23 protein-coding genes are annotated in these 26,196 nt (G+C 67.6%); 12 read left to right on the top strand and 11 right to left on the bottom strand.

The annotated features are described in order from the left end of the window. Positions 1 to 51: 51 nt before the first annotated feature. Entirely contained in the window at positions 52 to 582 is a 531-nt protein-coding gene (locus HLAC_RS11460; protein WP_015911003.1) for a DUF5817 domain-containing protein, read from the bottom strand. 138 nt (positions 583 to 720) lie between these two features. Here HLAC_RS11460 and trxA point away from each other — a divergent pair, with 138 nt between their 5' ends. From trxA to HLAC_RS11445, 3 genes are read left to right on the top strand one after another with little or no spacing between them, the layout of a single operon-like run. Then, complete coding sequence (trxA, locus tag HLAC_RS11455; protein WP_015911002.1) at positions 721 to 1,062, top strand: thioredoxin; 342 nt, start codon at positions 721 to 723, stop codon at positions 1,060 to 1,062. Continuing rightward, positions 1,063 to 2,202 (top strand): aminotransferase class V-fold PLP-dependent enzyme, encoded by a 1,140-nt coding sequence (locus tag HLAC_RS11450; protein ID WP_015911001.1) that lies wholly within the window; start codon positions 1,063 to 1,065, stop codon positions 2,200 to 2,202. It begins immediately after the preceding gene. A gap of 45 nt (positions 2,203 to 2,247) precedes the next feature. Continuing rightward, positions 2,248 to 2,820: a class I SAM-dependent methyltransferase gene (locus tag HLAC_RS11445; RefSeq protein ID WP_015911000.1), complete on the top strand. Its 573-nt coding sequence runs from the start codon at positions 2,248 to 2,250 to the stop codon at positions 2,818 to 2,820. A gap of 444 nt (positions 2,821 to 3,264) precedes the next feature. Here the strand turns inward: HLAC_RS11445 and HLAC_RS11440 are convergent, their stop codons facing one another. Further along, positions 3,265 to 4,146 carry a homoserine kinase gene (locus HLAC_RS11440; RefSeq protein WP_015910999.1) on the bottom strand — a complete coding sequence of 294 codons (882 nt, stop codon included), beginning with the start codon at positions 4,144 to 4,146 and terminating at the stop codon, positions 3,265 to 3,267. A 138-nt stretch (positions 4,147 to 4,284) separates the two neighbouring features. Beyond that, positions 4,285 to 4,536, bottom strand: a complete 252-nt coding sequence (locus tag HLAC_RS11435; RefSeq protein ID WP_015910998.1) for a DUF8006 family protein — start codon at positions 4,534 to 4,536, stop codon at positions 4,285 to 4,287. 219 nt (positions 4,537 to 4,755) lie between these two features. Between HLAC_RS11435 and HLAC_RS11430 the strand changes: the two genes are divergently transcribed. From HLAC_RS11430 to HLAC_RS11420, 3 genes are all read left to right on the top strand, one after another. Further along, positions 4,756 to 6,030, top strand: a complete 1,275-nt coding sequence (locus HLAC_RS11430; protein WP_015910997.1) for a TIGR00341 family protein — start codon at positions 4,756 to 4,758, stop codon at positions 6,028 to 6,030. A 199-nt stretch (positions 6,031 to 6,229) separates the two neighbouring features. After that, complete coding sequence (locus tag HLAC_RS11425) at positions 6,230 to 8,461, top strand: formate/nitrite transporter family protein (RefSeq protein WP_049933587.1); 2,232 nt, start codon at positions 6,230 to 6,232, stop codon at positions 8,459 to 8,461. Between the two features lie 90 nt (positions 8,462 to 8,551). Continuing rightward, a complete protein-coding gene (locus HLAC_RS11420; protein WP_015910995.1) occupies positions 8,552 to 9,307 on the top strand; it encodes an SIMPL domain-containing protein in 756 nt (251 codons plus the stop codon). 101 nt (positions 9,308 to 9,408) lie between these two features. Here HLAC_RS11420 and HLAC_RS11415 read toward each other — a convergent pair whose 3' ends face one another. After that, positions 9,409 to 10,395, bottom strand: coding sequence for an NOG1 family protein (locus HLAC_RS11415; RefSeq protein ID WP_015910994.1), 987 nt, complete (start codon positions 10,393 to 10,395; stop codon positions 9,409 to 9,411). 210 nt (positions 10,396 to 10,605) lie between these two features. Between HLAC_RS11415 and arcD the strand changes: the two genes are divergently transcribed. Continuing rightward, entirely contained in the window at positions 10,606 to 12,069 is a 1,464-nt protein-coding gene (arcD, locus tag HLAC_RS11410; RefSeq protein WP_015910993.1) for an arginine/ornithine antiporter ArcD, read from the top strand. Positions 12,070 to 12,211: 142 nt separating this feature from the next. Here arcD and HLAC_RS11405 read toward each other — a convergent pair whose 3' ends face one another. From HLAC_RS11405 to HLAC_RS11395, 3 genes are all read right to left on the bottom strand, one after another. Further along, entirely contained in the window at positions 12,212 to 13,372 is a 1,161-nt protein-coding gene (locus tag HLAC_RS11405; protein ID WP_015910992.1) for a cation:proton antiporter, read from the bottom strand. Positions 13,373 to 13,540: 168 nt separating this feature from the next. Then, positions 13,541 to 14,293: a class I SAM-dependent methyltransferase gene (locus HLAC_RS11400; protein WP_015910991.1), complete on the bottom strand. Its 753-nt coding sequence runs from the start codon at positions 14,291 to 14,293 to the stop codon at positions 13,541 to 13,543. A 9-nt stretch (positions 14,294 to 14,302) separates the two neighbouring features. After that, positions 14,303 to 15,187 (bottom strand): aldo/keto reductase, encoded by an 885-nt coding sequence (locus HLAC_RS11395; protein WP_015910990.1) that lies wholly within the window; start codon positions 15,185 to 15,187, stop codon positions 14,303 to 14,305. 119 nt (positions 15,188 to 15,306) lie between these two features. Between HLAC_RS11395 and HLAC_RS11390 the strand changes: the two genes are divergently transcribed. Together HLAC_RS11390 and HLAC_RS11385 are read left to right on the top strand one after the other, a co-directional pair. Further along, the gene (locus tag HLAC_RS11390; protein WP_015910989.1) at positions 15,307 to 15,831 is read left to right on the top strand and encodes a DUF2240 family protein; all 525 of its coding nucleotides are present in this window, start codon (positions 15,307 to 15,309) and stop codon (positions 15,829 to 15,831) included. Next, positions 15,831 to 16,301, top strand: a complete 471-nt coding sequence (locus HLAC_RS11385) for a DUF7993 family protein (RefSeq protein ID WP_015910988.1) — start codon at positions 15,831 to 15,833, stop codon at positions 16,299 to 16,301. The genes HLAC_RS11390 and HLAC_RS11385 overlap by 1 nt, the downstream gene beginning before the upstream one ends. Positions 16,302 to 16,336: 35 nt before the next feature. Here HLAC_RS11385 and HLAC_RS11380 read toward each other — a convergent pair whose 3' ends face one another. Further along, positions 16,337 to 18,160, bottom strand: a complete 1,824-nt coding sequence (locus HLAC_RS11380; protein WP_241211133.1) for a methyl-accepting chemotaxis protein — start codon at positions 18,158 to 18,160, stop codon at positions 16,337 to 16,339. Positions 18,161 to 18,444: 284 nt separating this feature from the next. Between HLAC_RS11380 and HLAC_RS11375 the strand changes: the two genes are divergently transcribed. After that, positions 18,445 to 19,710 (top strand): DNA double-strand break repair nuclease NurA, encoded by a 1,266-nt coding sequence (locus HLAC_RS11375; protein ID WP_015910986.1) that lies wholly within the window; start codon positions 18,445 to 18,447, stop codon positions 19,708 to 19,710. Between the two features lie 27 nt (positions 19,711 to 19,737). Here HLAC_RS11375 and HLAC_RS11370 read toward each other — a convergent pair whose 3' ends face one another. From HLAC_RS11370 to HLAC_RS11360, 3 genes are all read right to left on the bottom strand, one after another. Continuing rightward, positions 19,738 to 20,463, bottom strand: coding sequence for a CPBP family intramembrane glutamic endopeptidase (locus HLAC_RS11370; RefSeq protein ID WP_015910985.1), 726 nt, complete (start codon positions 20,461 to 20,463; stop codon positions 19,738 to 19,740). A gap of 79 nt (positions 20,464 to 20,542) precedes the next feature. Continuing rightward, positions 20,543 to 21,835 (bottom strand): hypothetical protein, encoded by a 1,293-nt coding sequence (locus HLAC_RS11365; RefSeq protein WP_015910984.1) that lies wholly within the window; start codon positions 21,833 to 21,835, stop codon positions 20,543 to 20,545. Positions 21,836 to 21,882: 47 nt separating this feature from the next. Beyond that, positions 21,883 to 22,794, bottom strand: a complete 912-nt coding sequence (locus HLAC_RS11360) for an acyltransferase (RefSeq protein ID WP_015910983.1) — start codon at positions 22,792 to 22,794, stop codon at positions 21,883 to 21,885. A 179-nt stretch (positions 22,795 to 22,973) separates the two neighbouring features. Here HLAC_RS11360 and fmdA point away from each other — a divergent pair, with 179 nt between their 5' ends. Together fmdA and HLAC_RS11350 are read left to right on the top strand one after the other, a co-directional pair. Further along, positions 22,974 to 24,245 (top strand): formamidase, encoded by a 1,272-nt coding sequence (gene fmdA / locus HLAC_RS11355; RefSeq protein WP_015910982.1) that lies wholly within the window; start codon positions 22,974 to 22,976, stop codon positions 24,243 to 24,245. 170 nt (positions 24,246 to 24,415) lie between these two features. Then, positions 24,416 to 26,110 (top strand): TCP-1/cpn60 chaperonin family protein, encoded by a 1,695-nt coding sequence (locus HLAC_RS11350; protein ID WP_015910981.1) that lies wholly within the window; start codon positions 24,416 to 24,418, stop codon positions 26,108 to 26,110. Positions 26,111 to 26,196: the final 86 nt, after the last annotated feature.

The following is a 26,196-nucleotide window of genomic DNA, read 5'->3' as shown; positions in this document are numbered from 1 at the left end:
TAAGTGCTTTGTCAGGGATCGCGAGGAGATTCACCCCGTGGATCGACCCCCTCAGAGTGCCCGATAGCGTCCACCCGACTCGGAGAGTTCGCCGCGGCGCGCGAGTCGCGTCAGGATCTCTCGGGCCGTCTCGGCGGGGACACCGTGGTCGCTCGCGTGCGCCACGACGTTCTCCTCGGTCGGCTCGTCGACGGTCGCCACCGCGTCGCGGACGATCTCACTCCGACTCCGCGAGTCCGACTCGCCCCCCTCGGCGCGGGCGCCCGCCTCGTCGACGGCGTCGGCGTCTATCCCCGACGCTTCGAGGTACTCGCGGTCGTCGATTCCCGACTCGTCGACGGCGCGCTCGAGCTCCGAGACGTGGTCGAGTTCGGCGAACGCCGCGCTCTCGTCACGCTTCTTCGCGAGCAGCGCGGCCCGGGCCTCGCGGGCCGCCTCGCGGTCCTCCGACTCGAAGAACCGCTTGAGTTTCGTCGTCTGATGCGTCTTCCCGCAGCGGGGACACCGCGCGCTGTCGCTCGTCTGCGGGTCCATGAGGAGCCACATCGCCGCGCACTCGTTGCAGCCGACCACCGCATACATGCCGCGCGGTTCGTCGCCCCCGGATTTGAACCCTCGGACCTGCGTCGCCGAATCGATCAGGATACAGTCCAATTCGATGTGCGGTATTGTGGCTTCCATCCAAAACCATTATCCGAGTGGAGCGAGTACGATGAGGTGATGAGTTCAACTGATGCCGTCCCCACGGAACCGATTCAGCTGGCCGACCCCGACGAGTTCGACGACTACGTCGCCGACCACGACGTGGTCCTCGTCGACTTCTACGCGGACTGGTGCGGTCCGTGTCAGATGATGGAGCCGGCCGTCGAGGCGATCGCGAACGACACCGACGCGGCCGTCCTGAAGGTCGACGTCGACCAGCACCAGGCGCTCGCCGGCGAGTATGGCGTGCAGGGTATCCCGACGCTGCTCGTGTTCGTCGACGGCGAGCTCGCGGAGCGGATGGTCGGCGCGCAGACGGAGGCGGCGCTTACCGACGCGGTCGCAGAGCACACCGCCTGAATGGCGGGACTCGAAGTCGACGACCGGATGACCCCGCGCGAGCTGCGCGCGGACGTGCCGGCGCTCGGCGAGGCCGCGTACTTTAATTTCGGCGCGCACGGGCCGAGCCCCGAGTACGTCGTCGAGGCGGCGTCTGAGTTCCTCGCCGACCACGAGTACGGCTCGGCGACGACGGACCCGTACAGTCGCGCCTTCGAGACGTACGAGACGGTCCGCGAGCGCGTCGCCGACTTCGTCGGCGCCGAGCCCGACGAGATCGCCCTGACCGAGAGTACGACCGACGGGATCACCCGGATCGCGGGTGCCATCGACTGGGAGCCCGGCGACGTGGTCGTCCGGACCGACCTGGAACACCCAGCCGGCATCCTCCCGTGGAAGCGGCTCGAACGCGAGGGCGTCGAGGTGCGCGTCGTCGAGACCGAAGAGGGCCGGATCGATCGCGAGGCGTACGCCGAGGCCGTGGCGGACGCGCGGCTCGTCTGCTTCAGCGCGATCACGTGGACCCACGGGACGCGGCTCCCGGTCGCGGACCTCGTCGAGATCGCGGACGAGGCGGGCGCGTTCACGCTCGTCGACGCGGTCCAGTCGCCCGGACAGGTCGCGATGGACGTGTCGGCGTGGGGCGCCGACGCGGTGGCGGCGGCGGGCCACAAGTGGGTGCTCGGCCCGTGGGGAGCCGGGTTCCTCTACGTCGACCGCGAGGCCGCGACCGAGCTGGCGCCGCGCGCGGTCGGCTACCGGAGCGTCGAGGATCCCAACGCCGACGAGATCGTGTTCAAGGAGGGTGCGAAGCGCTTCGAGGTCGGATCGACGACCCCGGCCGCCCACGTCGGGCTGATCGAGGCGCTCGACGCGATCGACGCGGTCGGGATCGCGACGATCGAAGACCGGATCGCGTCGCTCACGGACCGGCTCAAAGACGGCGTCCCCGACGACCGTCTGCTGAGCCCCCGCGAGTACGAGTCCGGGCTCGTCACGATCGACGTCGACGACCCCGAGGCGACGGTCGACCGGCTCGCCGACGAGGGGATCGTCGTTCGTTCTCTCCCGCACCCGGACGGGGTCCGGGCGTCGGTCCACGCCGTCTCCACCGAGGCCGAGATCGACCGGCTCGTCGAGCGGCTCGCCGTCGAGTGGTGAGCGCTCGATCGGACGCGTTTTAGTGCTTCGTGTACAAGACTGACCATGGGATTTCACACGTTCGACGCCGACAAGGCGGAGCGACTGGAGCGTCCCGAGGCCCGGTACCGCTGGGTGTCCGCCGAGGAGATTATCGGCGCGCTGACGGCCGAGCGCGCTGACCGCGCGGCGGCGACCGTCGCCGACCTCGGGAGCGGCACCGGCTTCTACACCGACGATGTTGCATCTCACGTCGAGACCGTCTACGGCGTCGACGTGCAGGCCGAGATGCACGCGTTCTACCGCGAGAAGGGCGTCCCCGAGAACGTCGACCTCGTCGAGAGCGACGTGGCGGTGCTCCCGTTCGACGACGGCGATCTCGACGCCGCGTTCTCGACGATGACGTACCACGAGTTCGCGAGCGACGACGCGATCGCGGAGTTGGCTCGCGTGATCCGCTCTGACGGCCGGCTTGCGCTCTTCGACTGGTCGGCCGCGGGCGACGGCGACCACGGCCCGCCGGCCGACGAGCGGTTCGCCGCGAACGACGCGGTCGAGGCGCTGGAGGCGGCGGGCTTCGACGTGATCTCCGCCTCTGAGCGCACCGAGACGTTCGCCGTCGTCGCCCGCGCGCCGTAGGTGCCTTATAAGTGCGAGCGGAACTCGTCGGAGGAGACGAGGTATCCTTGGCTTTATTTATAAGTGAACTGCGGTGGCGTGCGCCTGCGAGCGGCCGCTTATAAGCGGCCGCGAGCAGCCCGCGCGAGGGAGACGACGGCGTTTATAAACGCCGTCGCGGTGAGGCTGGGGAGGTGTGAGGTGTGGTCGCTGTGCGGGGCGGGACTCAAAGGGGCAGCCGGGAGGCGGGCGCGGGCGACGCAAGCACCGCAAGGAGCGCAGCGAGCGTGCGCCCGCCTCCCGGCTGGGGCTTTGGAAGTGTTCATCGGCTTTGGAAGTGCTCACCGCGAGTTAGTTGATCACTTATAAATGAGTGACTAGAGAGTCGGAGACTCTCGCTACCTATCTGTCATCAACGACTTATAAGCGATCGACTGAAACCTCAGCCACCTCCACGTCATCGCCTCACTCCTCAAGCACCGTCGACCCCCGCCCGATCCGCGTCTGGTAGGCGCGGGAGTCGATGCCAGCGTCGGAGAAAGCGTCGAGCATCGCGGCGGCGACCCCGCGTCGCTGCCCGTCGCGGCAGACGGCGAGAATCGCGGGACCGGCGCCGCTGACGGTGACCCCGGTTGCACCGGCGTCGAAGGCGGCGGCGCGCACCTCGTCGTACCCCGTGATCAGGCGGGCGCGCTCGGGGGTGACGACGGGGTCGCTCATGCCGGCGCCCACGAGGTCGGGATCGGAGCGGCACATCCCGATCGCGAGAGTGGCGGCGTTGCCGACCGTCTCGACGAGGTCGTCCATCGAGGCGGTCTCGGGGACGACCCGGCGCGCGTCGCGAGTGGAGACGGCGACGTCGGGGAGACAGACCACGAGGGGAATCGAGGCGTCGACGGCGTGGGTCCCCTCGCTCGTTGTCACCGTGAACCCGCCGAGGATCGAGGGCGCGACGTTGTCCGAGTGCGCGACGCCGGAGACGACCGCCTCGCCCTCGGCGGCGATCGGGACCAGCTCCGAGCGCGAGAGCCCGCGGTCGTACAGTCGGTTGAGCGCGACGGCGGCGCCGGCGGCACTGGCGGCCGAGGAGCCGAGCCCGGACGCCGGGCGGACCCCCTTGTCGATGTGGATCCGCGCGGGCGCGTCGAGCGCCTCCACGACGGCGCCGACCGTGTTCTTCTTGGGATCCTCGGGGATGTACTGCGCCCCGACGCCGGTGACCTCGATCGTCGTCTCTGCCGCCTTCTCGACGGTGACGACGTCCGCCGGCCGTGTGAGGGCCGCTCCGAACACGTCGAACCCGCTGCCGAGGTTCGCGCTCGTGGCGGGTGCCCGTACCGTGACCATGGCGGGGAGTGTCGCCCGGGGTGCAAAAAGAGGCGGGATCGAACAACGGCGCGGTGAGACGAAACGGCGACGCTGTCGGAAACAGACAAAAACGAAACGGAAACCGCAGAAAACCGGGAATTTGTGGTGCGAACCGCGTTACCGGCCGGCCATCGTCCACAGTAGCGCGCCGATCAGGATCATCGGAATGCCCGCGAGGACGTACGTCTGCGGCATCGTCGTGTACGGGGCGACCAGGAAGATCGTCCCGAAGCCGGCGAAGACGGACGCGATCACCTTCAGGGACTTCAGGGGCACGGTCGCCAGAAGCGAGACGACGAACCCGAGCAGTATGACGTGCCCGAGGTGGTAATCGAGCAGGAACGTGTCGATGAACAGCGGCGAGAGCATTCTTGTCTGAACGTGCGAGGGATTCGCGCATTAAAGTTCCGTTTCGCGCGGGACGGACGGGGTCCCGCCCTCGGATCGTCTGACCGGGTCGACTGACTGGATCCCGCTCTCGGATCGACTGATCGCCCGCTGTGTCGCTCCCGCCGCAATCACCGCCAGCGGCATCGCCTCCTATAAGTCCCGCCGGCGAGACGACCGACCGTGCGACTCGTTCAGGTCATGATCCCGGCGGGGAAGCGCGCGGCCGTTATCCGCGCGCTCGACGACGAGGGAGTCGACTACGTCGTCACCGACGAAACGAGCGGCCGTGAGTACACCGCGGTCGCGACGTTCCCGCTCCCGACTGCCGCCGTCGAACCCGTACTCGAACGGCTCCGAGAGGTGGGGATCGACGAGAGCACCTACACCGTCATTGTCGCGGCCGAGACGGTTATCTCCCGCCGGTTCGAGGCGCTCGAAGACGAGTACGCCGAGGAGGCCGAACACGCAGGCAAGCATATCTCGCGGGAGGAGCTGCAGGCGAAGGCCGACGACCTCGCCTCCGGGATCCGGACGTACGTGCTGATGACCGTTATCTCCGCCGTGATCGCGACGGCCGGACTGCTCTTGAACTCGCCGGCGACCGTGGTCGGATCGATGGTGATCGCGCCGCTGATCGGACCGGCGATGTCGGCGGCGGTCGGCACCGTCGTGGACGACGAGGAGATGTTTCGGCGCGGGGTACGGATGCAGGTACTTGGGGTCGCGGTCGCGATCGCGGCCGCGACGCTGTTCGCGTTCGCGCTGCGGTGGCTCGCGCTCGTCCCGCCGGGACTCGACCCGTTGGATCTCGCCGAGGTCTCCGAGCGGCTCGCGCCGAACGTCTTAGTGCTCGTCGTGGCGATCGGCGCCGGTCTCGCCGGGATCATCTCGCTGATGACGGGCGTCTCCGCGGCGCTGGTGGGCGTGATGATCGCGGTGGCGCTCATTCCGCCGGCGGCCGCCGTCGGTATCGGGATCGCCTTTCAGATCCCGCGGCTCGTGATCGGCGCGGGCGTGATCGTCGCGGTGAACGTCCTCTCGATCAACCTCTCCGCGCTGGTGACGCTGTGGTACGAGGGGTATCGCCCGCAGCGCTGGTTCCGCGAGGACGACGCGCGCGCGGCCTTCCTGAAGCGCGCGGCCATCCTCGTCGCTGCCATCGCGGTGCTGTCGGTGTTCCTCGGCGGCGTCACCTACGACTCGTACGTCGCCTCGACGACCGAGGCGGACATCCGGACCGCCGTCGGCGACGAGCTGGACGCGATAAACCCCGGGATGGAACTGATCGAACTCGAGGTCGATCGGGGCGGGACGCTACCGCCCCGCAACACCGAACGCGTGGTGGTTACCGTCGGGGCGCCCCCGGACGTCGGTGCAGAGACAGTCGCCCGGGCCCTTGACCAACGGATCGAGTCGGCGATCGGCGAGGATGTGCAAGTCGAGGTTCGGCTCGTGGCGGTCAGCCGCGCCTGACTGACGGTCGAACCCGCTGGACCGCAACCGAACGCGTCTCCGCCCTCGGCGCGGAATCTCGACCGAACGATTTCCTCTGTTCCCCAATAAACATGAACAGAAACTATCTTTACTCCAGCAAAAGTTTAGTATCAGCGGTTTTTACGGTGCATGACGGAAGTAGAAGTACTTTTCAACGCGGCCCCAGTGCCATAGCACAGTGACCGACTCGACACGCCCCGACGACGATTCGATGCGCGAAGTCGTCGAGCGCTCCCGCAGCGGTGCGCCCGCGGTCGGCGAAGCGGTTCGGGACCGCTTCTCGTCCGACGAGGTGTTCCAGCGGATCATCGCTGCCGCGGACGAGGAGGTGACCTCCGGGAGCCGCGAACTCTTCTTCAGCGGGCTCGCGGCGGGGCTGGCGATCACGATCACCTTCATGCTGTACGCATCGCTGACGGCCGCGACCGATTCCCATCCGATCTTGAGCGTGCTCCTCTATCCGCTCGGGTTCATCTACATCATCATCGGCGGCTACCAGCTGTACACCGAGAACACGCTCCCGCCGGTCGCGCTGACCTTGGAACGGCTTGCGAGTATCCCCACACTCCTCCGCCATTGGACGATCGTGCTCGCGGGCAACTTCATCGGCGGCGGGATCGGCGCGCTCGTGCTCTCGTACGGCGGCGTCTTCACGGGCGACACCGTCGACGCGGCGCGGTACATCTCCGAGGGTGGATTCAGCATCGGCGCCGTCCCACTGTTTTTCAAGGCCGCGATGGCGGGACTGATCGTCGCCGGCGTCGTCTGGGTCGGCTTCGCCTCGACCGACTCCGTGAGCCGGATGCTCGTCGTCTACCTCGCGTTCCTCGCGATCCCGCTCGGCGACCTGTTCCACGTGGTCGTCTCGTTCACCGAAGTCCTCTACCTGTTCTTCGAGTACAATATCCCGCTGTACGGTGCGGAGATCAGCCTCTACTCCGGGATCGTCGGCTTCGTGATCCCGGTGTTGATCGGGAACACCATCGGCGGGATCGTCTTGGTCACGCTGGTGAACTACTTCCAGACCAGCCAGGAGCGCTTAGAGGAGGCGCGCTTCGAGGGAGTCACCCGCCGGCTCACGGTGCCGGAGTGGGTGCTCGGTCGCGCCGCCGGGCGCTCGTACGTCCCGATCTTGGACGCCACGGAGGCGACGCTGTTCGCAAACGAAGGCTACCGGATCATGGTCCCCATCACGAACCCGCGGACCGACGGCCCTATCGTCGAGCTTGCGAGTCAGATCGCGAGCGACCACGAGGACGGACTCGTCCACATCGTCCACGTCGTGCAGGCGCCAGAGCGGATGTCGCTGTCGGCGGGCGCCGGCCGGATCGCCGACGTCTCCGAGGAGGGGATGGCCGGGCTCCGCGAGACCGCCGAGGAGTACGACATCGACGTCTCCACCTCAACGGTCGTCTCGCACCGCTCCTTCGAGGAGGTGTTCAACATGGCCCGTCGGACCCGTCCGGACGCCGTGTTGATGGGATGGGGCGAAGACCAGCTGTGGAACGCCGCCCGTGCGGAGCGACCGATCGACGAGCTGACCAACCAGCTCCCGTGCGACTTCCTCATCCTGAACGAGAGCGACCTCGACACCTCGCGGGTCCTGCTCCCGACCTCCGGCGGCCCGGACTCGACGCTGGGCGCGGAGGTCGCGAGCGTGCTCTCTCGGACCGCCGACGCCGAGGTGAGCCTGCTTCACGTCGTCAACGGTCCCGAGAACCGCACCGAGGGCGAGGGGTTCCTCACCGCCTGGGCCGCGGAGAACGGGCTCTCGGACGCCGAGCGTATCGTCGACGACAGCGGCGACGTCGAGGGAGCCATCGCTCGGGAGGCCGCGGACAACACCCTCGTCATCATCGGCGCGACGGAGAAGGGGCTGCTCTCGCGGCTCGTCTCGAACTCCCTGCATCTCGACGTGATCCACGACGTGGACTGTTCGGTGCTGCTCGCCGAGCGCCCGAGCAACCGCTCGCTCCGGGATCGGCTCTTCGGTCCCGGACGGCGGGTGTCCGGGCCGCCGGACGGAGGCGTCGAGCGCGATCCGGACGAGGCAAGCGGGGCGAAGATTGGCGATTCGGGCCGACGGAGGGACGAGGAGTCCGATGATCTCGCGTCGGGAGACGACGACGGAACGGATGACGCCGGCGACGTTAGCAACGACGGCAACGCTGGCGATAACGGGAACGGCGACGACAGTGACGAGGGCGACGAAGCCGCAGACCGATCGGTGATCACGGATCACGACGATCCCGAGGAGGAGGACGACGAGGGCGAGGCGGATGACAGCCTCTCGCGAGAGCCGGCGGTGATCACGGATCACGACGAGCCCGACGAAGAGGAGGAAGACAGCGAGGAAGCGGACGACGAGGGTGACGAGAGCGAGACGGACGACGAGACCCGCTCCGCCTGATCGGGTCGATCAGGATCCCCCCGTCCGATAGCACAAACGATTCTTTGTCCTTTCGGCGACTTATTGGTGGTTCCCGACGAGAGGTCGGGTATGAACAGGAAACTGGCAACTGCCGTGGGCGTCGCGCTGCTCGTCGCGCTCGCGGGCTGTTCGGGACTCGTCGGGTCGACCGGAACCGCCGGCGTCGATACGGGCGACAAATCGACGCTCGACAGGAACATCGAGGTGACCGCGAGCGGCGAGGCCACGGCCGAGCCGGACCGCGCGACGATCCAGGTCGCGGTGACCGCGACCGGCAACGACTCCGCAGCCGTTCGCGACGAACTCGCCGCCGGCGATGAGGCGGTCCGCGCGGCACTCACCGACTGGGGGCTCGACGAGGACGACATTCGGACCGATCAGTACGACGTCCGAGAATCCTACGAGACGCGCGAGAATCCCGAGCGGACGGAGTATCAAGGCGTTCACCGCTACGCGATCGCGCTTGACGACGTGGACGCGGTCGGCGAGGTCATCGACGTGGCGATCGACGCCGGCGCCGACGAGGTCCAGCGGATCGAGTTCGGGCTCAGCGAGGAACGCGAGCGCGAGGTCCGCGAGACCGCCATCGAGAACGCGATGGCGAACGCCGAGGGCGACGCCACCGTCCTCGCGGACTCCAGCGGGCTGGAGTTGGCCGGCGCCTACAGCGTTTCCACCGCCAACGCGGGCGTGACGCCGTATCGGGTGTCCGACGCCGCCGTGATGGCCGAGAGCGACGGTGCGGGCGCCGCCACCGGCATCGAGACCGGCGACGTGAGCGTGCGGGTCAGCGTCAACGTCATCTACGCCGCCGAACAGGCCTGAGACGGCGCTCAGCTGGTGACTTTTTGGGAGAATGGGGCGCCTCCGTCGAGCCGCGGCGCTCACCGTTTATAAGCGACCACCGACCGCTTATAAACGGCCGCTCACTCCTCGCCGTCGCGGGTCGGGAGGTCGGGCTCGAACGCGGCCGCCTCGACGGCCATGTCGAGCACGTCTTCGACGTTCTCGTCTTCGGTGACGCTCATCGTCGCGTCGACCGATTCCGCCTGTACCGCCTCGAAGCGGTCGTGTTTGTTCGCCACCGTGAGGAACGGGACGGCCTCGCCGAACAGCTCGCGGACCTCCTCGCGGAGTTCGAGCTGGACATTGAGGGGGTAGCCGCAGTCGCCGGAGGGGTCGAGCACGAACACGACAACGTCCGCGAGGTGTTCGAGGGCGCTGACCGCCTGCCGCTCGATGTCGTTGCGCTCGTCTTCCGGCCGGTCGAGCAGGCCGGGGGTGTCGACGATCTGGTACCGGACGTGGTCGCGCTCGAAGTGCCCGATCTGGACGCCTTTCGTGGTGAACGGGTACTCCGCGATCTGGTTCGACGCGCGGGTGACCCGGTTGACGAACGACGACTTGCCCACGTTGGGGTAGCCCGCGATCACGATGGCGGGTTCGTCTGGTCGGATGTCCGGGAGCACTTTCAGCTGGTCCCGGGAGTCGCCGATGTACCGCAGATCGTCTTCGATCTGGTCCATCACGTCGGCCATGCGCGCGAACGCCTGCTTGCGGTGTTTCCGCGCGGTGTCGACGTCCGAGTTCCGGATCTTCGTCGTATACTCGTCGCGAAGGTCCTCGATCTGCCGGCTGGCCCACATCACCTGTGAGAGCGCCTGCCGGAGCCGGTCGACGTCGACGATGGCGTCGGCGAGCTCGTAGTAGAACGGCTCCACGTCGAAGCCGAAGTCCGGCCACGACACCACGACGTTCTCCAAGTTGTCCGAGAGCACGTTGCCGGCCGTCCGCAGCATCGACTCCTGCGCCTCGTGCCCGTGTTTGGCGCGCCCCGCGCGCGCCGCCCGCGAGAATGCCTTGTCGACGAGTTCCTCCGAGCGGGGGGTCGTCGGGAGGCCCTCAAATATCATGTTGCCCCGACTTGACTGCCGACGCGTATAAGACCGTCCGTTCGATGACCCCCGCGACACGGCGGCACACGGTCGGACGCGCCGGGAGTCGGCGACTTCTCGGCGTTCGCCTCCCATCGCCGCCGCCCCGCCAGAAACGAGATGAATGATCGTTATCTTTTCCATGCATATTTCGAGTCATATTTATGCTTCAAGGGAATATGTCGGGGTATGGCACGCTCGTTCACGCCCACAACGTACGAGGACCTCGATCCGGATCGCCGCCCGAGTCTCGCGGCGGCGCTGATCCCGGTCCTCGCCGTCGTGGCGTTCCTTGGTATCGGCTCGGCCGTCCTCGGACTGGACCCGCACCCCCCGCTTCTCTGGAGCATCGCCTTCGTCGGCGGGTTCGGCCTGTGGCTCGGCTACGACTGGGAGGAACTGTTCGACGGAATCGCCAACGGGCTCGTGATGGGGCTACAGGCGCTTCTCATCATCTTCACGATCTACGGGCTCATCGCGACGTGGGTCAGCGCCGGCACGATTCCGGGACTGATGTACTACGGGCTGGAGATTCTCTCGCCGACGACGTTCCTGCCGGCGGCCGCGGTCGTCGCCGCCGTCGTCGCGTTCGCCATCGGTTCCTCGTGGACCACGGTCGGCACCCTCGGTGTCGCCTTCGTCGGCATCGGTGCGGGGCTCGGCGTTCCCGCCCCGATGACGGTCGGCGCCGTCCTCTCGGGTGCGTACGCCGGTGACAAGCAGTCGCCGCTCTCCGACACGACGAACCTCGCAGCCGGCGTCACCAACACCGATCTGTACACGCACATTCGCCGGATGCGGACCGGTACCGCCGTCGCCTTCGGGCTCGCGGTGCTCGGCTTCCTCGCGCTCGGACTCCGCGCCAGTGGGGAGATCCCGGTGGGTCGGATCGCCGATATCCAGGGCGCGCTCGGCGGGACGTACGCAATCACGCTGCTCGCATTTATCCCACTCGTGGTTACCTTCGGACTGGCGCTGCGCGGGTACGCCGCGTTGCCGACCCTCGTCGCCGGCGTGTTCGCCGGCGCGATCACGACGATTCTCGTGCAGGGGTCCGGTTTCGTCGCCGCGTGGAACACCTTCATGTACGGCACCGCGCCGGAGTCTGGGTCCGATCTGGTGAACGAACTGCTCGCGACGGGCGGGCTCACCGGCTCTGCATGGACGATCACGGTCGTCGTCGCCGCGCTCGCGCTCGGTGGTATCTTGGAGCGGACCGGCGTGCTGGCGGTGATCGCCCACTCGTTCACCTCGTCCGTGAAGAGCCCGGGTGCGCTCGTCGCCGGGACCGGCGTCTCGGCGATCGTCATCAACGCGCTCACCGCCCAGCAGTACATGAGTATCGTCCTCCCGAGCGTCACCCTTCGGAACACCTACGACGAGTTCGGACTCGACAGCGACCAACTCTCCCGTGCGGTCGAGGCCGCCGGGACGCCGACCGGCGCGCTGTTCCCGTGGCACGCGGGCGCCGTCTACATGGCGGGTGTCACCGGAGTTCCGACCCTAGAGTACGCCCCGTACTACCTGTTCGCGTTCCTGTCGCCCCTCGTGCTGTTCGTCATGGCGGCGACCGGCTACTCGCTGAACGTGACGCCGGCCGCGGACCGGGCGCCCGCCGCCGACGAACCGGCCGTGGCGACCGACGACGACTGACGAGTCGACGGCGACGGCCGACTGACGGATCGTTTCGGCGGTTGGACGACGCGTTCCCGCTGTTTCGCCTTCGTCGAAATCCTCAGTCGGAGACAGGTTTCAACAGCCGTGCCGAACACAACACGTCTCTCTCGGAGCGCCGTCACTCGGGACTGTTCGTCCGGTTCAACACAGCTTGAAGAAGAGATGGAGAGATCAACACAGACACCAGTACGAGCGCTGCAATGGCCGAGAACAGCCGTATTGAGATGAGTCCTTCTGCGAGAGCGGCACTGATGATCGCCAGTTCGACTCCCGCCTTTGGAGTCATACCGACGCCGATCGCGGCGGACTCGTGGACATCTCCGCCCGCTATCAGGTTGCCGATAAACCCGCCGACAAACTTCGCCGCTAGACCGAAAGTAACGACGGCGATGACGAATGTGTCAAGCGTGGTCAGGACACGAAGATCGATCTGCGCTCCCACGCCTGCGAAAAAAAGTGGAATAAACATCCCGTACGCGATACCGGCGATACCCTCACGGACTTCCAACCGCGAGAGACGCTCATCTTCACCCACAAGCAGACCGATCATGAGTGCCCCGAGGGTAACATCGAGACCGACCGCCTCAGCACTGAAACTAACGAGGAATACCACACCAAAGAGGGCCAGTATATCTGCTTCTATCTGCCGTGAACGCGCCAGAAGTGACGACAGTTGTTGGATAACGGCGAACCGAGCGATCACGGCGAGGGCAAAGAACCCGATCACTTGTCCGAGAGTCGTCACGGCCTCGATGGTACCGCCCCCGGAGACTGCGAGCAAGAGCAGTGCGAACGCGACGAGACCGACGATGTCGTCCACGACTGCGGCCCCGACAACACGATGCCCGACACGCGAATCGAGCTGGTGTAGGTCAAGTAACGTTCGAGCGGTTACGGCGATAGAAGTCACCGAGAGCGCGAGTGCCAGGAAAGCACTCTCGGTGACGCTGTAGTCGAACGCGAGGCCGAGTGCGAGACCGGTGCCCGCGGGTATTATCATCCCAAACAGCGCGATACTGACGGCGGCAGAACCGACTGACAGGAGTTCTGTAAGGTCGAGATGCTCGTAGCCGATATCGAAAAAGAGGAGCATTGCGCCGATGATCCCGAACACAGCGAATGTCTCATCGTAGTCAATGAGACCAATGATGGACGGCCCGAGAACCAGTCCTGCGATGATCTCACCGACGAGAGCAGGTTCACCAACCCGTTCGAGGGCCTCACCGAAGACAAACGCGACCAGCAACGTCACGCCGACCACTAGCAGTATATCCGCCATCAGCAACGAGATGCGCTCGAATATGCTTGTTTCTTGCTCCCAATGTGCGAACTTTGACAAAACGCACGAGTTCACCGGCAGTTCTCCCGATCCATACACGATCTGTATGCCGCATAGCGTTTCTCTCGACTACAGGGAGTTTCAACAGAACCGCTATTTCCGAGGCCGTCACTCCGGGAGACGAAACGCGAGACCGTACATCCGTCCGACCGATTCCGACCCGATCTCGGCCGCGAGCCGACGGGCGGTCGCCGACAGCGCGTCGCTCGTTTCACCAGGGCATTCCGCGGCCATGGAGGCCGCTCGGTCGGCATGTGCGGAGACGTGGCTCTCGGTCCACGGGACCGGCTCCAGCAGCGTCCGCTCCCGCTCGAACTCCCAGCCGTGGCCCGCGAAGAACCGCCGCAAGAACGCCGCCGGGTAGAAGGTGAGCGCCGGGCGGCCGCGGGCCAGTTCCGACGCGGCGTTTTCGACGGCGAACAGCTCTCTGACCGCGGCACCGTCGGGCAACGGGTCGTAGTCGTCGACGACGAGCTGCGCGCCCGGGGCCGCGACCCGCGAGAACTCCTCGGCGATCGCCGCCAGCGCCGCGGGATCGAGGACGTTACAGAGTCCGTGCGCGGTGATCACGTCGACTGAGTCGGCGGGAAGGGGAGTCGCTCGGAGGTCCGCCTCCAGCACCGCCAAGCGGTCGCCGTCGCCGTCGTCACCGTCGTCGTCCCCATCGTCACCGTCGTCGTCAACGCGCCGTCGCGTCGTCCGCGCGTGATCCCGGTCGTTCGTCACGGCGTACACCCGATCGGCGCCGTTCGCGAGCAGTCCGGCGGTCGCGTTCCCGGCACCCGCACCGGCTTCCAGACACCGCTTCCCGGCCACCGACCGATCGTCGAGCGCGGCCGTGACGGTGTGCGGAACGTCCATCCGTCCCGCTCAGTGGTGCAGCTGTTCGGGAACCGGACTGTCGTCGTGGCGCACCCGCTCGATCAGGGACCGTTGGGCGACCTCGTCCATTCCATCGTAGTCGGCGGCGGCTTCGAGGATCATGGTGACGAGCTTCGGATCGCCGGCGTTGATGACGCTGGTGAGTCCCTGTGCGGCGGCGAAGTCGAACCGCTCGCGGATCTCGTCGGGCGCGGTGACCGGTCGGTACCAGTTCGCGAACGGTCGGTCCGCCTCGGGAAGCTCGTCGGTCGGGGGCCACGAGCCGCCGGCGAACGCCTTGATCCCCAGCGTGCCGACGTTCTTCTCGTCGGCGCGGGCGAGGACCGCTTCGTAGTCGTACTCGTCGTCGTCCTTCCCGGCGACGACGGGATTCAGGGGGAACATCACCGACTCGAGGTCGTCGATACGGTCGAGCGCATCGAGGATGAGCCCCGGGTCGCCGTGACTCGTCAGGCCCATGTGGTCGATCAGCCCCTGCTCTTTGGCCTCGCGAAACGCCGCGAGCGCCCCGTCGTCGCCCGTGATCTCGTCCAGCTCCTCGTCGTACTCGAGCCCGTGCACCTGATACAGGTCGATCGTGTCGACGCCGAGCCGGTTCAGCGATTGGTCGAGCTTGCGCCACGCGCCCTCGTAGGTTCGCTCTTGGGTCTTACAGCCGAGGAAGATCTCCTCGCGGTGTTGGCGGAGCTTCGGTCCGAGCTTCAGCTCCGCGTCGCCGTACGTCGGCGCCACGTCGAAGTGGTTGACGCCGTAGTCGAGGACGTGTTCGACCAGTTGGTTCGCGCCCTCCTGTTCGAGCCAGTTGAGCGCGATCGCGCCGAACGTCATGACGGTGCTGTCGTGGCCGGTGTCGCCGAGCGGGCGAGTCTCCATGCGTGCGCAATCACTCCGACGCGTGATAACAGTTGTCGGCCACGAGCCGACCTGTACCCGGCCCGAGCCCGGCTCTCGGTTCGGTAGGTTTACCGCCGTCGCCGCCCCGCCATTCGGACATGAGCCTTGAGGCCGCCGTCGCCATGCCCTTCAAACAGCGGGCGACGGAGCAGTTGGGTGAGGGGGAGTTCGTCGTCGCGCTGTCGCTCGATCGGGACTGGTTCTCCCCGGATCAGGCGAAGCGGCTCGTCGACGTCGCGGTCGGTCGCGGGCTGGTCACCGAGGAGGACGGCGATCTCGTCGCGAAGTTCGACCCCGCCGACGTGACTGTCCCCGAGGACTTCACGCCCGACGAGTCGATCCTCCGCGAACAGTCCACCTTCGAGACGGCGCTCGACGCGATCGTCGCTGCCGGCGTTGAGAAACAGCGCGCGGTCGCCGGTATCAACGAGCGCCAGCGAGCCCTCGCGGTCAGCATCGAGGCGGCCGCGGTCCTCTTCGCGAAGGAGCACGGTGCCGCTGTCGACCACCTCGCCGCCGACGTTCGCGAGAAGCTGGCCGCCGCCGGCGACGCAGCCGGCGACGCGGACGGCGAGGGAGACACCGGGGCCGACGCGACGACAGGCGCCGCGGAGGCGGAGTGATGGTCGGAGAGCGCCTGACCGACGGGGTGCGGATCGGCCAGCTGCTCGCCTCGGAAATCGCCGGCAACGAGGGCCGACTGCGGAACCTCGCGGTGGCCGACGCCGACCCAGATGTCGAGCCGACCCCCGACGGCGCGCTCGCGTACAGGGTGGTTCGCGGCGGCGAGGGAAGCGGGGCGGACGGCGATGAAGTCAAGGCGGAGAGTGAGGAAAGCGAGAGGGACCTCGTCGCCGAGGCCTATGTTCAGCCGGACCGGCTCCGGATCGAATTTGTCACGGGGGCGGGGAGAAGTGATGGGTCCGGCCTCCCCGCAGTCGCCGCCGACGCCGCCGAGAGCGCCGGACTCCGTGTCAGACCGAAGGCGGTCCGGCCGCCGCGGACGCTGGTGTTCGTCGAGGACGGCGCGCAGGTAAAGCGGGTGCTCTCTGTGTTCGAAGCCGTCGTCGCCGCGACCGGCAAAAGCGAGTAACGCCCCAGATCGCCGTCTTACTCCGCTCGCCCGTCTTACTCCGCTCTCCCGCCGTCGCTCACGGCAACGTCGCGCGCTCCCGGCGCCGACGGGTCGTCGGGTGACTCCCCGCAAACCTCGAACTTCCGGAGCAGCGCCTGCAGCCGCTCGGCCTGCTCGGCGAGCGAGTCGGCCTCGGCGGTCGCCTGCGACATCGCGGCGAGCTGTTCGTCGGCCGCCTCGCTGACCTCGTCGGTCTCGTCGGCGGTCGACCGGCTGATCCCCGCGACCTCCTCGACCATCGACACCGCCTCCTCTGTGCTCGCGGCTTGATCGTCGGCCGCCTTGCTGATCTCGCGGATCCCGTCGTCGGTCTCTCCCGCGTTGTCCGCCACCTCGGCGAACGCGTCGGCAGCGTCTCTGACGGCTTCGGCTCCGCCCTGCATGTGCGCTTCGGCGGTTCGGATTCCCTCGACGGCCGCCTGCGTCTGCGCCTGGGTGCCGGCGATGAGCTCTTCGATCTCTTGGGCCGCCTCTTGGGTCTCCTCGGCCAGCTGTTTCACCTCGTCGGCGACGACTGCGAACCCGTCGCTTCCGCCGCTACCGCCGCCACCGCCGCCGGCCCGCGCCGCCTCGATGTTCGCGTTGAGTGCGAGCAGGTTGGTCTGCCCGGCGATGTCGCCGATGAGGTCGACGATCTCGCCGATATCCTCCATCCGCTCGTCGAGAATCTTGACCTTCTCTGCCGTCTCGCCGATCGCGTCCCGCGACTCCCCGACGCTGTCGATCGCCTCGCCCGCGGTGTCCTGCCCCTCGTCGGCGATCGAGGCGGTCTCTTGGGCAGCGTCCGCGACGGTCTCCGTCGAGGAGGCGACCTCCTCGATCGTCGCCGAGAGGGTGTTCATCTCGCCGGAGACCCGTTCGAGCATCTCGCGTTGGTCGTCGGCGCCCTCGGCTATCTCGGTGACCGATCGGCTCACGTCCTCGCTGCGAGCCTCGGCCGTGTCCACGCCTGCGACGGTCTTCTCGCTGGCCGCGGACACCTCACCGGCGAACGACTGGATCTCCCCCATCGTCGCCTCAATCTCGTCCATCATCTCGTTGAACCCGGCACCGATCTGTTCCATCGCCTCGCTCTCGCTGTCAGCGTCCAGCCGCACTGTGAGGTCGCCGTCGGCCGCGCGGTCCATCGTCGCGCTGTAGTCGTCGGCCGTCGTTTCGAGGCGCCGGTTCAATCGCTCGACCTCTGCGCTGCGCGCCTCGGCCTCCGCTTTCGCCGCCTCGACGTCTTGGATCTCGGCTTTCTGCGCAGCGACGAGGTCGAGCTGCCGTTGTGCCTCCTCTCGCGATTTCTCGATGGAGTACCAGTTGACCATCAGCGCCGCGGCCAGCGCCGTGACGAACACCGCGTGGATCCCGCCCCAGACGATCGGGTTCGCGATCGCGGCGGGGTGGTTGTAGACGAGACTGGAGTCGATCAGACTGAACGTGCCGTGCCCGACCGCGACGTACCCCATCCCCACCGCGAAGGGCAGCCAGTCCTCGTACACCGCCAGCACGGCGAGGAACACGAAAAAGTGGAAGTGTGCCTCGATGTACCCCCCAGAGAACTTGACCAACGCCATCGACACCGTCATCACGCTGAACGCCGCGAGGACGGTCCGCGTCCGGCGCCCGAGTCGCGGCCAGTTCGCCAGCGCCACAGTTCCGACGACGGCCCCGATCATGCCGCCGAGCATCCACGTCGGCGTCGCGGGGATCTCCGCGCCCGTGACCGATTCCGTCCCCTCGTAGAGCCCTAACGCGAGCAACAGCGGCACCTGCACGAGGATCGCCAGCAGGATGTTCCGGTGGCGACCGCGCCACATCGACGCCGGCATCGACGTACCGTTCGGTATGTATCTGAGTACTTCTCGAACCTTTCCAACCGGTCCTGACGGACCATTCTCCCCCGCTCCCGACGGGCCGTGGCTCTCCCTATTCGACCCGACTGCTGATTCGGCCATGGTCACGAGAGCGAGGATCCGACAAAGAAGGTTGGCGTCCGAGTATTCCTTCTGATACTCCGTGAGGGGAGCCGTCGAACGTGTGTAGTCCTAGCGGTCCCAGAAGGGACGGCACCGCGGCCGAACGCTTTTAAGTCACCCCGGCCCGCAGTACGGCCGTGACGCTCGATCCGATCCACGTCGAGAACATCGCGCAGCTCGCGTACGGTATCGCGGGCGACGTGGACACGACCGATCACGACGACCTCGCGGGACGGGTGTGGCGCGAGTGGCTCCCCGAACTCCGCCACGACGGGCGGGTCGTGATCGAACCCGTCGACGAGCACGAGCGCCGGCGGGCGCCGATCGACGACGCCGCCCTCACCGACCGCCCGTTCGAGACGGTCCACGGGCTCGACTCCGGCACGATCAACCCGACCACATTTAAAAACGGGCTCGTCGTCGACGTGGCCCACGCCGCGATGGCGAGCGCGCCGACAGACTTGGACCTCCACCGCGACCGAACGATCGTCGCGACGGTTCACGCCGGCGACTCGACCGCGAATTTCGACGGCGAGTGGACCTCGCGCGACGACGGCCACACCCGCCAGCGCGTGCTCCACGCGCCGCGGGTGAACCGGTACGCCGAGGGGGTCGTCCACGCGCTCGCCTTATACCTCGCCGAGGGGACCCACGCGCTCGACCACGCCGACGAGGTCGACGACCTGCTCGTGTTAGACGGCCCGATCTACCCGAAAGAGCTGTTCACGTGGGACGACCGGAACCCCGAACTGGGCGCGCTCGCCCGCGAGGCGAAGCCCCGCGCCGTAGTCGAGAAGTACGTCCGGCTGGTCGAGCGGTTCGTCGAGCGCGACGTGCCGCTGGCCGGGTTCGTGAAGAACCCCTCCAGCGGGACGATCGTTCGCGCGTTGGCTCGGAAGGGCGTCGAACCGCCGTGGCCCGACGACACGGCGCTTTTCACCCGGCTCTTGGAGCGGCGAGAGGGCGACGGGGAAGGCGGAGGCAGCCGACCCGACCGCGTCGACGACGAGCTCACCTTCACCACGTGGTTCCGCAGTCGGGGCGGCGCCGACGCGACGATGGCCGCCGACGGCGACGCGCTCGGCATCGAACGCGAGCTCGACCCGGAGCTGTACGAGCCGACGTTCATGGTCGTGTACGACCCCCGGACCGACGTGACCTACAAGCTGGAGGCGCCGTACGCGTTCGCCCGCGACCCGTCGATCCGCGAGCGGCTCACTCGACAGGTCCTCGCCGACGTGGCGACGACCCGGGGTCCGCCGGAGGCGGTCGCGAAGGCCGACGAGCTGGCGCGGATCGCGGCGACGGAAAAGATCGCGCTCCGCCGGAAGTTCGAGGAACGCTTCGACAGCGACCAGCAGGCGACCTACGACGATCGGCGGTGGGGGAAAGAGCCGTATTAAACCGGGACGGCCGCGCTCAGCGAGGGATCACAGCACGCGCCAGAGGTACCCCGCGAAGATGATCGCGTTGTACAGCCCGTGTGCGAACCCCGGGACCAGCACGTTCTCCGTCCGCTCGTAGAGGACGCCGAGGATCGCACCGAGGACCACCGTCACGCCCATGTACGTGACCTGTTCGACGGCGGTGCCCTCGACGTTCCCGTGGAGCGCTCCGAATATGAGGGCCGCGATGAGGATCGCCGGCGCGGCGTCGAATGAGCGCCGCAGTCCACCCTGGACGACGCCGCGAAGCAGCAGCTCCTCTGCGGGCCCCACGATCAAAAGCGAGACGACGATCATCGCGGCGTAGTAAACCACCGGGTCGCCGGCGGCGATCGTCGCCGGATTCTCTCCGGTCCGGAATCCGAACTCGCGGAGCGTGAGGAGGATCCCGATCTGGAGCCCGTAGAGGACGATCGCGGAACCCACGATGAGTCCGACTTCTCGGAGCGACGGGAGAGAGACCGAAACGAGATCCCGCTGGTCGGTGATCAGGAGGTAGCCGACCACGGCTGGGAGGAATCCCACGAAATTGGCGACGGTCCGGACGATCGTGAACGCGTTCGTGTCGGGCGCGACGACGCCGACGCCGACCGCGGCTGAGGTGGCCAGTTGGGAGATGAGGCTAGCGACGACGAGCGCGAAAATGAGTGCGAAGACGGCGCTCGCGGCGTGGGTCAGTCGATCAACCGGGACCGGGAGGTCGTCTGTCATCGCTGGTGGTTGAGCGCACGGTGTGTTAGGCGCTCCGGAAGTCCACGGCGAGGGAATCGGACTGATCGACTCGCCCGGCTCAGGAGCCGTCGATCCGCAGTTCGCGCTTGTCGGCCACGGCGTCGGCCTCCGGGAAATCGCCGCCGCCGAGCAGTCCCCGAGCCGCCTTCTTCCCCCACTCGACCGCGGGCTGCGTGAACGTCGAGACGCTCGCGAGTTCGCCGTACAGCACGCAGGCGGCCTCCATCGCGTACAGGAGTTCGCCGAGCCCCCGCTCGTCGACGCGGTCGATCTCGACGCGGAGGTTCGGCACGTCGGCGGCCGCGAGGCTCGCCTCGGTCGCCTCGAACTCGGCGTCGAGCAGGTCGCCGAGCGACGAGCCGCCGAGGTACGCCAGCCCGTCGAGATCGGTCTCCGGAATCTCGGTCTCGGCGCGCTCGGTCGGCCGGATCAGCGACACGAGCTTGTCCGGCGGGCCGGCGCGGTACAGCTGGAGCTGAGAGTGCTGGTCGGTCGCGCCGAGCGCGCGGGCGGGAGTCTGGCCGAGCCCGTCCTTGCCGAGGCTCTCGGCCCACAGCTGGGCGAACCACTCGGCGAACGTCTCCAGTGACTCCGCGTACGGCATCACGGCGTTGGTGAGCGCGCCGCGCTCGGCGAGCGCGTACGTCGCCGTGCCGTAGGCGTAGGCGGGCGTCTCGAACAGCGACCCCGACAGGCTCTCCATCCCGTCGCGTCCGCCCGCGAGAATGGCCTCGATATCGTGGCCCTGCAGGGCCGGCACCGCGAGCCCGACCGTCGAGAGCGCCGAGAAGCGACCCGGAACCCCGTCGGGCACGTCAAGCACGGGGAGGTCGTGGGCGTCGGCGAGCGCGCGGAGGTTCCCTTCCTCGCCGGTCGTCACGAGAGTGCGGTCGGTCCAGTCGACGCCCGCCTCCGCCATCGCCTCGCGGACGACGAGGAAGTTCGCGAGCGTCTCCGCGGTCGTCCCGGACTTCGAGACGACGTTGACGACGGTCTCATCGAGGGGAAGGCGATCGAGCAGCGACGCCACCGCGTCGGGATCGACGTTGTCGAGGAAGTACGCGTCCACGTCGCTTTCGAGGGCGTTCGCGAGCGTCGCCGCGCCGAGCGCGCTCCCGCCGATCCCGACGGTCAGGACCGCTTCGAGGCGGTCGAACTGATCGGTCGCGGCGCGGATCGCGTCCGGGTCGGCTGTCTCCGGGAGGTTCAGCGCGGCGTAGCCGAACTCGTCGTCGGCCATGCCGGTGGCGATCCGGTCGTGTGCGTCCGCGACCCGCGAATCGAGTCGGTCCAAGGTCTCCTCCGTGAGTCCCGGTGTCGTGTCTAGGACGTTGCCGAGGTCGACGTGCATACCGGACGTGGGTGCGACCGGAACTTAATAATAGGTTTCCGATGGACTCACTGCGGCGAACTCGGCGGCTGCAGGTCGCGCTGGAACTCGTCGAACTGATCGAGGTCGTCGGGGAGGTCGTACTCGATCTCGCGTTCGTCCTGCCGGTCGGGGAGCCGACCGTCCTCCAGCTCGTCGGCGACTTCCTCCCACCCCGGCTTCACGCGGACGCTCCGGGCGGGTGAGCCGACGACGACGTGGTGGGCGGGCACGTCGCCCTGCACGACCGAGCGCGCGCCGACGACGCTGTTCTCGCCGACCCGGCAGCCGGCCCGGACCATCGCGTCGTAGGTGACGCGAGCGTCGTCCTCGACGATCGTGTGGAAGTTCCGGACCTCGGTCTGGTCGACGAGGTCGTGGTCGTGGCTGTAGAGGTGGACGCCGTCCGAGATCGACGCGCGGTCACCGATCGTTAGCTTCCCGCGGTCGTCGAGGTGGACACCGTCGTGGATCACGACGTTGTCGCCGACCTCGATGTTGTGGCCGTAGGTGACGGAGATGCCCTTGAAAAACCGGCAGTCGTCGCCGCACTCGGCGAACAGGTGGTTGCCGAGCATCTGTCGGAATCGGAGCGCGAAATCGACGTTGTCGGCCATCGGCGTGGCGTCGAACTGCCGCCAGAGCCACTGGAGGTGTTTGGAACGTTGGAACTGCTCCTCGTCCTTCTCGGCGTAGTACTCCGACTCCAGCGTGGCGTTGCACGGGTCGTACCCCTGCAGGCGGACGCGTTCGGCTCTCGGCACCGACTCGCCGTCCTGCCACGCCTCCCAGCGCTCGCGGTCGCCGTGGAGGTCGATCAGTGTGTCTCGGACCACCTCGCAGGTGTCCTCCTCCGAGGAGAGGCGCTCGTCCACCTCGTCGATAAACCCTCGGACCCCGGCCTCCGCACCGTCGGGCAGGGAGACGTGTCGCTTTGTCATCGTCGCACGTTCGTCGCCATCACTCAAAGGGATTCGGTTGTGCGACGCCCGCGCACCGACTGCTCACCCCGATGCCGTCGCGCCGGAACCGACGCCCGTCTCCGTTCATGTTGTCTCAAAAAACTTATTGTTGCAGCAACACTTTTGTTTCAGTTCCCTGTATTGTTTCGTGGTACCATATGCCAGAAGTCAAATTCGAAGTTGATGTCGACAGCCCGCCGGACGAACAGCCGACGGCCAAACCGTTCAACCGATGGCATCCGGACATCCCGCCGGTCGTGGAGGCAGAACCCGGAGAAACGATTCGACTCGAAGCGCTAGACTGGACAGGCGGACAGATATCTGACAACGACGACCCCAACGAGGTCCGAGACGTCGACCTCACGCAAGTCCACTACCTCGCCGGCCCCGTGCGCGTCGAGGGGGCGGAGCCCGGTGACCTGTTGAAAGTCGAGTTCCACGACATGGGGCCGCTGAACGACCGCTCGGAGTTCGGCTTCACCGGAACCTTCTCACAGCAGAACGGCGGGGGCTTTCTGACCGACCACTTCCCGGACGCCGCGAAGTCGATCTGGGAGATCGACGGCTACACCGTCTCGTCCCGGCACGTCCCCGATGTCCGCTACGAGGGGAAGATCCATCCCGGACTCGCGGGTTGTGCGCCGAGCCAAGAGCTGTTGGAGGAGTGGAACGAGCGGGAGCAGGAGCTGATCGACAAACACGAGGAAGACCCGAGTTCGATCCCGAACCACCCGACCGGGGAGGCGGAGCCGGGCGTCGCGAACCCGCCGACCACGGAGGGCGCACAGATGGGCGAGATGGACCCCGACGCGGCCGAGGAGGCGGCGAAGGAGGCCGCGAGGACGGTTCCGCCACGCGAACACGGCGGGAACCACGACATCAAGGACCTCTCCATCGGCTCGACGGTGTACTTCCCCGTCTACGTCGAGGGGGCGAACTTCGCGCTCGGCGACTTCCACGCCTCGCAGGGCGACGGCGAGATCACCTTCTGCGGCGCGATCGAGATGGCGGGCTACGCCGACGTGGAGTTCGACTTGGTCAAGAACGGCATGGAGGAACACGGCGTCGACCACCCGATCTTCGAGCCCGGCCACCGCGGCCCCAACTTCGAGGACTACATCACGTTCTGCGGCTACTCCGTGACGGAGGACGGCGAGCAGCGCTACATCGACTCGCACACCGCCTACCGCCGGGCGTGTCTACAGGCGATCGACTACCTCAAGAAGTTCGGCTACACGGGCCAACAGGCGCTCCACATCCTTGGCACCGTCCCGGCCGAGGGGCGTCAGAGCGGCGTCGTCGACGTCCCGAACGCGTGCTCGACGTTGGCGGTGCCGAAGGGCGTCTTCGAGTTCGACATCTCTCCCGGGAATCTGGACAACCGAGCCGATCGCGGCGATCTTGTCGTCACCGACGATCCCCTTGAGTGATCGGTCGGGCCGGCCGAGCGACTGTCGACGGGGTCGCTCGCGTCCCCGACAAAGAGCTCGTTCCGAAATGGCGGGAGCTCGTTCCGGAATGACGAGAGCTCGTTCCGGGCGGAGAGAGGGACCGACTCCGAGATGCACGCTGCGCTGCGATCGACGTGACACGATTCGATATGGCATTCACGACCGAAGCGACCGAGGAATCGAGTACCGAAGAACGATCCGACGATCTGCTCGGACCGGGGAAAGCGATCGCGGCGACGCTCGGAAGCACGCTCGGCCCGAACGGGTTGGACAAGATGGTGATCGACCGAAGCGGAAGCGTCGTCGTGACAAACACCGGTGCGACCGTTCTCGACGGACTGGAGATCGACGCGCCGATCGGTCGCGTGATCCGAGATGCGGTCCAAGCCCACGCGCGACACGTCGGCGACGGGACCACCACGACGGCCCTGCTCGTCGGCGAACTCCTCGACGCGGCCGACACGCTCGCCGAGCGAGGGCTGCACCCGACCTCGATCGTCGACGGGTACGCCCGCGCGGCCTCGCACGCCCGTGACGCCCTCGACGAGCTCAGCGTCCCGGTCGATCCGGACGACGAGCGGCTCCGCGAGGTCGCGTCGACGGCGGTTACCGGACGCTGGGACGCGGCGTCGGCCCGGCGGTTCGCTGATATCACCGTTGACGCGCTCCGCTCGGTCGACTTCGACGCCGCCCGGCTCACGATTCAGGCGTATCCCGGCGGCGAACTGACCGACTCCGAGCGAGTGAAGGGGATCCTCGTCGACCTGGAGGGGTCGTCGACGACGATCGACGGGTTCGGCACCAACGACCGCCGGGCGCTCACTGATCCGACGGTTGCGCTCGTCGACGGCGAACTGACGCCCCCTACCGCCGAGGCGTCGGGGACGGTGAGGGTCCGAACCCCCGACGACCTCGCAGCCGTCAGGGAGCACGAACGGGCAGCCGACGAGAGGCTGATCCGGTCGATCGCGGACCGCGACGTCGACGTGCTCGTGTGTCAGAAGTCGATCGACGACGCGGTGAAGACCGACCTCGCACGCGCCGGCGTGCTTCCCGTCGAACGGACCAGACGCGACGAGTTCGACGCGATCGCTCGCGCCGCGAACGCGACCGCGGTCGCCGCGATCGCCGACCTCGATCGGGACGCGCTCGGGACGGTCGGAGCTGTTCGCCGTCGGTCAGTCGGCGGCGGCGTGATCGAACTCTCGGGACTCCCGGGCGAATCGCACGAGTCGCTGCTCCTGCGCGGCGGGACGCCGCACGTCGCCGAGGAGACGAAGCGGATCGTCGAGGACTGCCTCGCAGTCGCGCGCCACGCCGCCCACGGTGGCGGTGTCGTTCCGGGCGGCGGCGCCGGTATGATGGTCGTCTCCCGCGCCGTGGCCGACCGCGCGTCGAGCGTCGACGATCGGTCGGCGCTCGCGCTCGAGGCGTTCGCTGACGCGGTGACCGTGATTCCGAGAACGCTCGCGAGGAACGCCGGTGCGGACCCGATCGACGCGCTGGCTGCGCTCCGCAACCGTCACCACGACGGGGAGACGGCGGCGGGCGTCGCGCGCTCCGGCGCAGTCGGCGACATGTTCGACGCGGGCGTGGTCGAGCCGGTCGCGGTCCCCGCGCGCTGTCTCGAGACTGCCGTGCGGACCGCGAGCCTCGTGTTGCGCGTCGACGAGACGCTGGACGCGGAGCCGGCAGGGTCCGGCGTCGCCGGAGATGGACACCACGGACACGCTCATGGCGGAGACGACAGCCACACCCACGAGAGCGGCCACGCCCATGGAAGCGGTGGTGAACACGGAAGCGGCGGCCATGACGGCGGCTACCCGTGGGCGCTGAGCCACTGACCGGGGCACTCCGCGCTCGTAACCGGTCTTATAAACCCTCCCTCGCGGTCCCGGCGCGTGGGGGAGACCGCACCCGCTAAGTGTCC

The sequence above is a fragment of the Halorubrum lacusprofundi ATCC 49239 genome (assembly GCF_000022205.1).
Classification (GTDB): domain Archaea; phylum Halobacteriota; class Halobacteria; order Halobacteriales; family Haloferacaceae; genus Halorubrum; species Halorubrum lacusprofundi.
The sequence above is the reverse complement of the archived record's forward strand: the minus strand, read 5'-3'. Positions and strand labels throughout refer to the sequence as shown.